Raw genomic sequence first — 12,080 nt, forward strand, 5'->3', positions numbered from 1 at the left:
AAAAAACGCTGTTTCATACTAATGGTGGCGGACACATCGTTAATGTGATTCCACTGGTTCTGAAAGCGCTGCTCTGCGCGCAGTAATTTAATATCATCCAGCGACTCGACCGCTTCCACCAGCATCGCATTACGGATTGCNGACTCACGCATACCTTCGTTAGACAGCTTAGCCAACGGGCGCTGAATCAATAGGCCCGGTATCAACAGCATCGGCAGAGCAACCAGTACGACAAAGACTAATGGACCACCGATAGCCCAAAGAATAGCCACAAATAACAGGAAAAAAGGTAAGTCAGATAGCGTACTGATGGTGGTTGAAGTAATCAGTTCCCGCACCTGTTCCAGCTCTCTGATCTGAGAAATAAATGATCCGGTCGATTTAGAACGGGCGCTGTTTCTGATCCGCAGGGCATGACCAAACACCTTATCGGATATTTTCAAATCGGCCCGTTTACCGATAATGTCGGAAATATGCACCCGGGTCATGCGCATAATAAATTCGAAGAAGATCGCCAGCATTACGCCACCGAACAGTACCCACAGCGTCGCTTCTGACTGTGCCGGAACTACCCGATCATAGACCTGCATGGAAAACACCATACCGGCCAGCGCCAGTACGTTAGCGACCAACGAAGCCAGCATAATATCGATATAACGGCGCCAATCACGCAGAGCGATAGCCCAAAACCAGTCTTTTTTATAAGGCTTAATATATTCATCAACCCGCGCATCCGGAACCGAGGATTCAGGTTTAAGCAATATGACCAGTTTGATTCGTTCACTGATTTCAGTGGCATTTAACGGCGTAGACATACCTTTGTCGCCGCTGAACAACACGCTGATATGACCTTCACTATCCATTTTTTCCAGCACGCCGACCTGACCATCAGTAAACTCGACAATCATAGGCATCCGCCACGGATCCAACTGAACCGGATCAAATGGTTCAAAACGCACGACAAGTCCTAATTGGCGGGCCATGCGATCTAAAACAATATCAAGGGCCGCCCCCTGCTCCCATTCCAGAGACACCCGAACATTCTCTTCTGAATAATCAAGGCGATAGTGCCTGGCAACCGCGATCATCGCAGCTAGCCAAGGCTCATAGGGGAATGTCGATTGACTCATAATAGGGTGTTACCTTCCTTGATGTACTTCGTCATTAAACTCATGCTCGAGCATATTTACACGCAAAAAAACGCCCGACTTAAAATATTATAAAAAAACAAAAACAACGCATTAACTATAAATAATAACCAGTTAAGTCATTGAGTGAACAATAAAGAAATTTTAGATACTCATTGATTAATTAGCAGGTAATTAGGCACTTAAAATCACAATAAAGCACCTATATACAGGTAAAAACACGTAAATATACGTAAAAAGCAACATTTATAACAAGAGGAACACTACTAATAAATAAAAGCCTTATATATTTACTCATAATAACTGATAAGGTGCCCTTACGGCTTAATACCAACTAGCTGGGGATAATGTAGATACTTTGAATATTAACCAGCCTAATTATCACCAAACACTCTCTTTTGTCATCTCATTAAAAAGCGGGTCTCGGCCATTAAGCCGAGAGCTAACCTGTTAACTAAAACCTGGATGATTCGCTGCGCTCACCCTGCGGGCCATTCGCTATGCGAATGTTTGCTTCGCCTACGGCTCGCGTTCCGGCTTTCGCCGGGATACGGGACTATAGGACAGCGGCAGTTATAACCTTTTCAGATTATCTACCTTATCTCTCCTTCATCACCCCGTTGAAAAACGGGGTCCGGCCTTTAAGCCAAGAACTAGCCGGTTAACTAAAACCTGAATCCCGGCTTTCGCCGGGATAAACGGGATCGTTAAACCTAGACAACTAACAGCTGATGATTAGCCAACAACGTTGCCAAATCAGTCTGAACACCGCTGATAGTGACCAAATCCGTTGAGTTATAGCTGTTACCGGCACCGTCGCGATCAATGCTGATTACGGTATTACCGTTCTCAACCCGAACGTTGATGTAGTCCTCAATATTTCCAGTTTCAGAACCCAGCGTCGCGATACCGTTAACGTAGCTGGCAGTCGCTGAACCGTTATAACCGGAACCCTGCAGCAGGCTGCTTAAGTCAATACGATCCGTATCAGAAGTATTTTCCCAACTGCCAACGGTAAATCCATTCACTACGCTGTGATCGTTACCACCGGTTGCATCAGCACTGTTTAGTAACTTATACAACAAGGTATCGTGGCCGCTGTTACCGATATTAATCACCTGATGGTTGTTATCCATGGTGATCACATCACTTTCTTCACTTCCACTCAGGCTGGCAGGATTCATCAACATTGCTGTGGCATTATTCTTCACCACAACGCCGTTCTGAACCCACAATGAGGCATTAATATCATAGGTATTCAGCAATACCTGATAGGTATCTCCACGCCAGATTTGGCTACCCACAGAATACCAACCGGTGTCAGTCAGGTTAACGGAATCAGTCACCCCTCCCTGAACAACCAGAACGTCAGTGGTATCTGATGCATTCAACACATCCTGTAGAGTCAGGCTTAATACGTTGGCATACTCATCCCCCATATGGATAGCTTCAATTCCCGTCACTTTATTAGAAATATCACTAAAGTTCAGGTTATTAGCTGAATTCCAAATTAAGGTATCGAAGCCAGTACCGCCGTCAATAGAAGTGAAATTGGTATTGTTGATGATGATGTAATCATTACCCGCACCGGCGTTCATTACTGTCGCACCGTGACGACCATCCAACGTATTAACTGCCGCATCACCGGTTAAGGTACCGCTACCGTCAAGATAGCTGGCGGTCGGTGAATAGCTATTGGTATCACCAGTACCACGAATAGTGCCGTCGGCATTAACAATCACGCTGTTAATGTCATTCTTATAGCCATTCAGATAGTTCGCCGTTGTGGTCATGCTATCCCAACTTACCACATAGCCGCCATCTGCCAGAGCCGTGACCGACGGTAAGGAGTCGAGGTTAGCATTGTTAGTTGAAATCAGCGTTTCACCGCCCAGTTTATTACCCGCAGCGTCAAAAGATTGCGCATAAACATCTGATTTATTGGCTGCGGTAAATTTACTCCACACCACAACATAGCCACCCTGTTCCAGAGCCGCGACGTCCATATTAACGCTTAAGGCATTGTAAGCCACGCCGTTAACACCATCGGTACTGGTATTTACCCGAACTTCAGTGGCATCCAGCGCAACCAGTTTTTGTGTGGCAACATCCCAAGTGAAGCGACGCGCATAGACATCAAAGCCATCCATCGTGCCGTAATTATTACCGGCGGAACCGGTATTAGATGCCCAAGCGGCAATAAAACCACCACCCTTTAGCGCGACCATTGACGCACCAATTTGCATTTTATCCGTGAAGGCATTAGCCATGATTTCAGAACCTGAAACTTCATTTCCGGTTTTAAAATCTATCACTTTCATATACATATCAGTACCGCCAACGCTACCCGGCTTACTGCTCATATAAAGTACGGCATATTTACTATCACCGATATCAACTGCTGACATGCCCTGAGTCGTCGTTGCTGTACTGGTTCCCGTTCCGGTTGGCTGCCCAACATATCCCCCTAACACATAGGCAAAACCGTTGTTATAGTTAGTGCCTGTTGTCAGAGCTACAGGTCTGGCATCTAACGCGGTACCGTTAGCATCATAACGAATCGCATAAACGTTATAGTTGCTGATGGTTCCGGAGTTAAACACCAGGGCATAACCACCATCAGCCATCGAAACATAGGTCGGTGTTAGTTCAAACGCCAAGGTATTGGTGATACTCACTCGAGCGCCAACGGCGGCGCCATTCACATCAAAGTTCTGCAAATAAGGGATTTGCGCTGCACCCGAAGAGTAGAACACGCTGAATGAGTTATCCTCCTTCATATACACATCATACAGACGGATATATTGCAGGTTGTTAGCATTGTTCTGGCCGCTATCGTTAGAAATGGTCACCTGGCTGCCAACTTTATTACCGCTCTGATCGTAGCGCTGGGCATACAGATTATAGGTATTTCCCGTCGCAGTTGTACCACTTGCCCAGAACATCCAGTAGCCGCCATCGCTGGTTGCATAAACCCGTGAGGCACTGTCATCATTGGCATTTGTCACATTTTGAGCGGTATTTGGCTCAATCACCGTAAAGTATTCAGTCGTTGAAGCCTGACCACCCGATCCGTCTGCGACGTTAACGTAGGAGTTAATTGAATATTCACCAGAGACTAACTTAGTCGTTCCCCATGCAGAAGAAGCAATGGTATAGCTACCATCTGCCGTTTTCACCAGAGAACCGTCAGCACTACTGAAAGTTTTGATCAGCGTACCGCCCGCGTTGCGGACTTCCACTATCATTGTTTCTCCGGTACCAGCCGTTCCCTTAATAATAAAGGCCGGCTGCGTTTCCGCCATATAATCAAAGCTTGGTGAGCGGATAATGGCGGTATCAGAGTAAACCGTTAACTGGTCTTTGGAGCTAACTTCGCTAAAGTTACCGGCCTTATCCGTAATGCGGGCATCAACGTTATAAACCTGATTGAGAACACCATCGGCATTCAATGCATGTGCATTATCAATCACCAGCGCCCACGTATTGGTAATACGGTTAATGCTTAACGCATTGTCGATACCTTCACGATAAATCACACCATTAACGTTAATCCACAGCCTTTCATCAGCCCCCAGATTGGTGACTGTACCGGTAATCGTCGGGGTAGTATCCGCGGTCAACTTGGTATCAACGGTGATAACGCTGGTTGGCGCAGTGATATCCACATTCATCACAAAGTTGTTTGAAGCCGGGCTTTCATTGCCTGCCACGTCAGAAACGACAACGTGATAAGTATGGGTACCTTCTGACAGGCCATTAAGATTAAACGTCCAGTCAGTGCCATTTACCGTGGCAGTACCCAGCAATGTATTTCCTTCATAGACACGGACGACGTCGGTCGCTTTAATCGCACCGCTAAGCGTACCGTTCAGCACCACATTAGTATCATCGGTATATGTACCAGAACCAAAGTTACCCTGGTACAGGCCCACGTCATCGGTATAGCTAACGATAGTGGCCGTCTCTGTTGGAGCAATAGTATCGATAACCAGAGAGAATTCAGGTGAAGGTGTACCTTCATTACCCGCAAGGTCAGTTACGACTGCAGTAAAGGTATGCTGGCCTTCACTCAGCGCAGTTTTGATGTCATAAGTCCACGTTGTGCCGGACACAGTGGCATTACCTGCCCATACGCCATCCACATAGATACGTACCACATCACCACTACCCAGCTTTCCTATTAGCGTCCCGTTCAAGGTTGGTAAGGTATCATCCGTTTCAGTGCCGCTCGGATAGTTGCTCTGATTAGTTCCCACGTTGTCAGTGAAGCTGACGATGGTGGTCGATATTGTTGATGGCGTCACGTCAACGGTAATATCTTTCGATACCACGCTGCTGGTATTACCGGCCAGATCAATCACCCGCAGTTCATAAGTATGACTACCTTCAGTCAACGCAGTTGCGGTATCAAACTGCCAGTCCTTACCTGTCACATTAGCTACGGTTACCCATATACCGCTATCCAAACGGATTTGCAGCGTTTCGTCACTACCCAATTCGCGGCTTAGAGCCCCGAACAGAGAAGGCGTAGTGTCATAGGTAACAAAGTCATTATCGTAAGTACCGGTATCGTCAGTGATATGGCTAACGCTAATCACTTGATCCGGAGCGGTAGTATCAACGGTGACTTTATGATTGGTGACAACGCCTACGTTACCCGCGGCATCAACCACGCGCATATAATAAGTATGTTCACCTTCAGCCCAGTCAGTAGTTCCGTTATTCAACGTCCACAGCCCATTAATCAGCGTCAGTTTTTTCCACGTCGCGCCATTATCCAGACTAATTTCAGCATATTCACCGGCGGCTAATGAGCCATTGATAGAACCGTTTATAACAAACTTAGTATCAGAGGTAATGTAGTCGCTGGACGAAACGCCAGTGTCATTGGTAATAGAGTTAATCACTACCTGAGCAGCAGGTGGCGTCAGGTCAACTTCAATCGTAGACTCTGTACTGTAACCATTGCCAGTAGCACTACTTACCGATGCTACAATTTTGGTCAACCCTTCATTCAACGCCAGCATATCGGTAGCACTGACGGTGACGCGCCAGGTACCATTATTTTCGACCTGAATATTGCTGTAAGTTTTACCGTTCAGGGTAACGGTAACGAACTGACCAATAGCATCACTGGTTCCGCTGATAACCTGAGACTGCTGATGTTCATCGCCATTAACAACGTTATCACCGGCAAAAGTATCAATTGTCAGGCTTGGTAACTTAGTCACTACCGTAACATTGTGGCTAAGGGTGCTATTATTCCCTGCATTATCACTCACGGTTACGGTAACCGGGTAAGTGCCATCAACAATGCCGTTAAAGTGATTGCTCGGTACATTGATAGTCCAGGTATTTTCTGCAGTTACCGTCGCTGAATAGTTACGACCGTTGAAGTTAACGCTCACCGTCTGGCCGACTTCAGCCGTCGTGGTACCGTTAATAGTCACACCCGCAGCCTGTTCAGTGACGCTGATAGAATCATCACCGGTGACAGCATTAATACTAATCTCTGGCGCAGTAGTATCGACTACCAGCGGCTTGTCAACGCTGACCTTATTGCCTGCTTTATCGCTCAAAGACACTTTGACGTTGTAATCACCATCAATTAGATTCTGCACATCACTAGCCGGAACCGTAATTGACCAACTACCATTACCAGTAACCGCCACTGAGTAGTCTTTACCATTCAGCGTCACAGTAACTAACTGGCCATTTTCAGCCCCACCGTAAGAACCCTTAATCGTGACAGAGTTACCGTGTTCAATCGCATTGACTACGTTATCGATAGCAATATCAGATACGGTCAATGACGGAGGAACTAAGTCCAGAGCCAGATCTCGGGCGCCGTTAGCCGAGTTGCCGGAGATATCCGTCGCGCTGGCAGTGACTTTATAGTAGCTGCCACTTAAATCGCCCACCTCTGCGGCATCAATCGTTAGTGTCCAAGCGCCCGTACCATCAACCGTCGCCGTGTAGTTTTTACCATTCAACGTTACCGTCACTTCACGACCAATCAGGCTAGTGCTGGCAGTACCGCTGATTTCAAGATTACCGCCATGCTCCAGTTGGTTGATAACATTATCACCGGAGATAGCATTAATACTCAGGGTCGGCACGCCTGCGATCACTTCAAAATCTTTGCTACTGGTCACCACGTTGCCCGCTTTATCAGCCACGCTGACTTCAACGGTGTTGGTCCCTTCATTCAGACCGTTAATCACCGTTGATGGCACACCCACAATCCAGGTTCCGTCTTTACGTACTTCGGTGGAATAGGTTTCGCCGCCGATAGTGACATAAATCATCTGACCTATAGCATTACTGGTACCGGAAATAACCTGATTATTAGCGTGCTCTTCTGCGTTCAACATATTGTCACTGGTGACATTATCGATAGCTACGGTCGGAGCCATTGTATCAACAATTACACTATGGTTGGCAGACGAGCTGTTGCCGGCAACGTTGCTGGCAGAGGCGGTGATCTGATAAGAACCATAGGCCAAGCCACTGACAATATTGGCAGGAACATCCAACGTCCAGCTACCGTCTTTTGCAACCAACGTCGTGTAATTCAGCCCGTTGATTGTGACTGTCACTTCACGACCAGATTCCAGACCATAGCTGGTTCCGTTGATAGTCAACGACTGAGTATGTTCAGCCGAATTAATCATGTCGTCGCCGGAAATAGTATTGATATTGATAGCAGGAACCTGACTGTTCACTACCACCTGACGCCCAGCGCTGGCAGAGTTACCCGACTGGTTTTCAACGTTAACCGTAATATCTAAATTGCCTTCTGCCAGTTTACTTACCGCGTTCGCTGACAGGGTGTACGTCCAGTTTCCACCCGATAGAACGGTCGTGGTATACGTCATACCACCAATCACCAACGTAACTAACTGACCCACTTCAATACCAACAACTGAACCGCCCAGGGTAACCGCCTGACCTTTTTCAGCCGCATTGATAATATCGTCGCCGGCAACGGTATTGATAGTAATCGCCGTACTGGCCAGATCAACCTGAACCAGATGGCTATTAGAGACAGACTCGCCAATGGCATTCTGGCCCTGAGCCGTAACGGTTAAAGTACCCGCAGGGAAGTTGGAGACATCGATGGCAGAAACATCAACCAGCCAGTTACCGTCTTTACCAACGGTAGCATCATAAGTGATGCCGTTAACGGTCACCTTCAGAATAGCGCCAACGTTAAAACCTTCACTCGAGCCTTTGATAATCAAATCTTGCCCGTGTTCGATGATGTTAATAACGTCATCACCTGAAATGGCACCGATACGGATACCCGGTAAGTTCGCATCAATAACGACATTATGCGTTCCTTGCCCGCTGTTACCCGCATGGTTGGTTACTTCTGCCGTTACTACGATATTGCCGTTACCAATTGCCTGCCAGTCATCAGCAGCTACGCTGACGCTCCACTTGCCTCCGGTCTGAACGGTAGCTTGGTATGTTTCACCGTTAATAGTAACAGTGACGGTTTGACCGACCTCAACGTTATAAACCTTACCGCTAATGGTCTGAGCTGACTGAATTTCAGTTGCATTGATAACGTTATCACCGGCTACGGTATCGATAGTGATCCCCGGAAGCCCGGTATTAACCACAACGTTATGATTAGCGTTGACTGCATTGCCTACGCTATCAGTCACGCTGGCGTTAACGATGTAGTTAGCTTCGCCCAGAGCAGCAACATCGTTAGCAGGAACGTTAAGCGTCCAGCCTCCGTCACCGGCCACCAGAGCAGTATAGGTTTTACCGTTTAAGGTCACGGTGACTGTCAGACCGGCAGCCACGTTCTGGCTGGTTCCGCTGATAGTCAGGTCCTGACCCTTTTCAGTAGCATTAATAATGTTATCACCGGCAATAACATTAATGTTTAACGTCGGAGAAGCTGTACTAACCAGAATATCTTGGCTAACGCTACTGCTGTTACCGGCTTTATCAGTTACCGTCGCGGTAATAGTGGCAGATCCATCCTGTAACGCACTAATCACACTGACAGGAACGCCCACGCTCCAACTACCATCGGCATTAACGGTAGTGTTATAAGAATGACCATCGATAGTCACAACAATCTTGTCACCAACAACGGCATTGGTCGTTGACCCTCTGATGACCTGCTCCTGAGCATGCTCAGTAGCATTAATAATATTGTCGCCCGCAACGGTAGCAATAGTGATGCCAGGGGCAGAAGTATCAACCAACAGATTGTGACTGGAGCTACCTTCATTTCCGGCTTTATCAGCCACTTTTGCCGTAACGATGACATTGCCATTAGTCAAAGCACCAACGTTATTAGCGGCAACATCCAGCAGCCAGCTACCATCAGCTTTCACGGTGGTAGTGTAGTTTTTACCCCCCAGGCTTACCGTAACAGTCTGGCCGGCTTCAGCACCGATAACCATACCGCTGATAGTCAGCGGCTGGCCTGCTTCTGCTGCATTCAGAATGTCATCACTGGCAATAGTATTTATCGTAACGGTTGGAGATGAAGTATCGACACGCACATCCTGGGCAGCAGAGGCGCTATTTCCGGCAGCATTTTTAACGCTGACAGACACATTATTCATCCCCTCTTTCAGACCATTCAGGTCAGCAGCCGGTACGTTGACAGACCATGAACCGTTTGCATTAACGTTAACATCATAGGTTTTTCCACCGATGTTGACGGTCACCGTTTGGCCTGCTTCCACATTCTGCGTTTGTCCGGTTAGCAGTAAATCTTGGCCTTTCTCTAAGGCACTAATTACATTGTCGTCAGCCACACTATCTATACTGATAGCGACAGTATTCAAATCAACAGTAACGTTATGTTTTACCTGTACTGTGTTGCTTGACGTATCTGTACCACTTGCCGCGATAACCAGAGTACCGGCAGGGAATTGCCCAACATCAACGACAGGTACGCCAACACTCCAGCTTCCGTCGGCGTTAACACTGGCAGAGTAGCCTTTACCGTTAATCGTCACATTCACCGTACTACCCGCATTTAAACCAACGCTATTACCGGTAATCACTAACGATTGTCCCAGTTCAATGGCATTGATAATGTCATCACCGGCGACGGTATCAATACGTAAGCCCGGCAGGCCCGCACTGATAGCAATATCACGCTCACCAAAACCTTCATTGCCAGCTTTGTTAGTTACGCCGGCAGTGATATTCAATTGCCCGTCACCCAGCGCTTTCAAGTCAGCAGAGGGAACATTTACGCTCCACGTTCCGCCAGAATTAACGGTAGTGGTATAGGTATTCCCACCCAGCGAAATGGTGACTGTCTGGCCCGCTTCAACGTTAATCACCCGCCCGCTGATTGTCTGCTCTACGCCAACTTCAGCGGCATTAAGGATGTCATCGCCGCCTACGGCATTAATCATCACTTGAGGGGCTGCGGTGTTAACTTTTACATCGTGGGTACTGACGACTGAATTACCCACGTTATCTGTCACACTGGCGCTCACGGTGTAATTAGCTTCACCCAGTTTCGCCACGTCGGCGGCCGGAACGTCTAACGTCCAGTGACCGGCAGAATCAACCTGTGTAGTATAGTTTTTGCCATTCAGCGTTACGGTAACCGTTAACCCTTCTCCCACATGAGTGCTGGTACCGTTAATGGTCAGGCTCTGTCCTTTCTCGGTTGCATTGATAATATCGTCACCGGCCAGAGTGCCAATCAGCAGGGTTGGTGCCGCTGTATTGACCAAAACATCGTGCTCTGTACTACTGCTATTACCGGCTTTATCCGTCACTGTTGCAGTGATGGTTACTGTGCCATTTTGCAGTGCGCTAATAACGTTAGCCGGAACGCCCACGCTCCAGTTACCGTCGGCATTAACCACGGTGTGGTACGTTTTACTTCCGATAGTGACAGAAACTTGATCTCCGGCAACGGCATCGATGGTTGTACCACTAATGATTTGAGCCTGAGCGTGTTCAGTGGCGTTAATCACATCATCACCGGCCACCGTATGAATAGTCATGGTTGGCGCGGTCACATCAACCAGCAGATGATGAGACGTAGTGCCGCCATTACCCGCTTTATCGCTAACACTGGCAATAACCTCAATGTTACCTATCGGCAGGCTAGCAAGATTTTCGGCCGGAATATCCAACGTCCAGCGCCCATCAGCATCAACAGTGGCACTGTAGTTTTTACCGCCTAAAGAAACCGTAACAACCTGACCGGCTTCAGCACCCACAGTGGTACCACTGATAGTCAGTGGCTGGCCAGCTTCCACCGCATTAAGAATATTGTCACCGGCTACGGTATCAATATTGATGGTTGGCGCAACAGTATCGACGCGTACTTCTTGCGCAGCTGACGCACCGTTACCGGCAGCATTATTCACACTGACGGAGATATTATTGATACCGTCTTTCAGACCATTGAGGTCGGCCGGAGAGACGGTTATAGCCCAGTTACCATCACTGTCGACGGTAGCCAGATGGGCTTTGCCACCAACGTTAACGGTCACCGTCTGACCCTGTTCGACGTTTTGCGTCGAACCGGTTAATAGCAGATCTTGTTCTCTCTCTTCTGCTCTCAGAATATTATCGCCAGCCACGGTATTAATGCTGATAGCAACAACAGCTAAATCAACGGTCACGTTATGTACGTTGATGGCAGGGTTCCCGCCCTCATCATTAGCGTTAGCCGTTATGACTAAATTCCCCGCAGGGAACGCGGCGACCTCATTGGCCGAAACGCCTAAACTCCATGAACCATCGGCAGTGACGCTGGCAACATAGTCTTTACCGTTAATGGTCACAGTAACAACGCTGCCTACAGCCAAACCGGTACTGGTACCGGTAATCACTAACGGCTGACCCAGTTCGATGGCGTTGATAATGTCATCACCGGCAACGGTATTAATACGCAAGCCCGGCAGGCCGGCATCAATAGCG

General features: G+C 47.8%; 2 protein-coding genes and 2 pseudogenes. All 4 read right to left on the minus strand.

Translation table 11 applies throughout. The features are described from left to right. A partial coding sequence (locus tag YWE_RS0121695; RefSeq protein ID WP_029096350.1) for an ABC transporter transmembrane domain-containing protein occupies positions 1–1,130 on the minus strand: 1,130 nt, incomplete at its 3' end. A 731-nt stretch (positions 1,131–1,861) separates the two neighbouring features. Continuing rightward, the gene (locus YWE_RS28320) at positions 1,862–8,824 is read right to left on the minus strand and encodes an Ig-like domain-containing protein (RefSeq protein WP_407641209.1); all 6,963 of its coding nucleotides are present in this window, start codon (positions 8,822–8,824) and stop codon (positions 1,862–1,864) included. Next, positions 8,813–11,782, minus strand: a pseudogene (locus tag YWE_RS32140) (Ig-like domain-containing protein); the annotation flags it as partial. The pseudogene YWE_RS32140 and the gene YWE_RS28320, both read right to left, overlap by 12 nt. A 27-nt stretch (positions 11,783–11,809) precedes the next feature. Then, a pseudogene (locus YWE_RS32145) lies at positions 11,810–12,076 on the minus strand (hypothetical protein); the annotation flags it as partial. Positions 12,077–12,080 lie beyond the last annotated feature (4 nt).

Source organism: Budvicia aquatica DSM 5075 = ATCC 35567 (assembly GCF_000427805.1).
In the GTDB taxonomy this organism is placed as follows: Bacteria; Pseudomonadota; Gammaproteobacteria; order Enterobacterales; family Enterobacteriaceae; genus Budvicia; species Budvicia aquatica.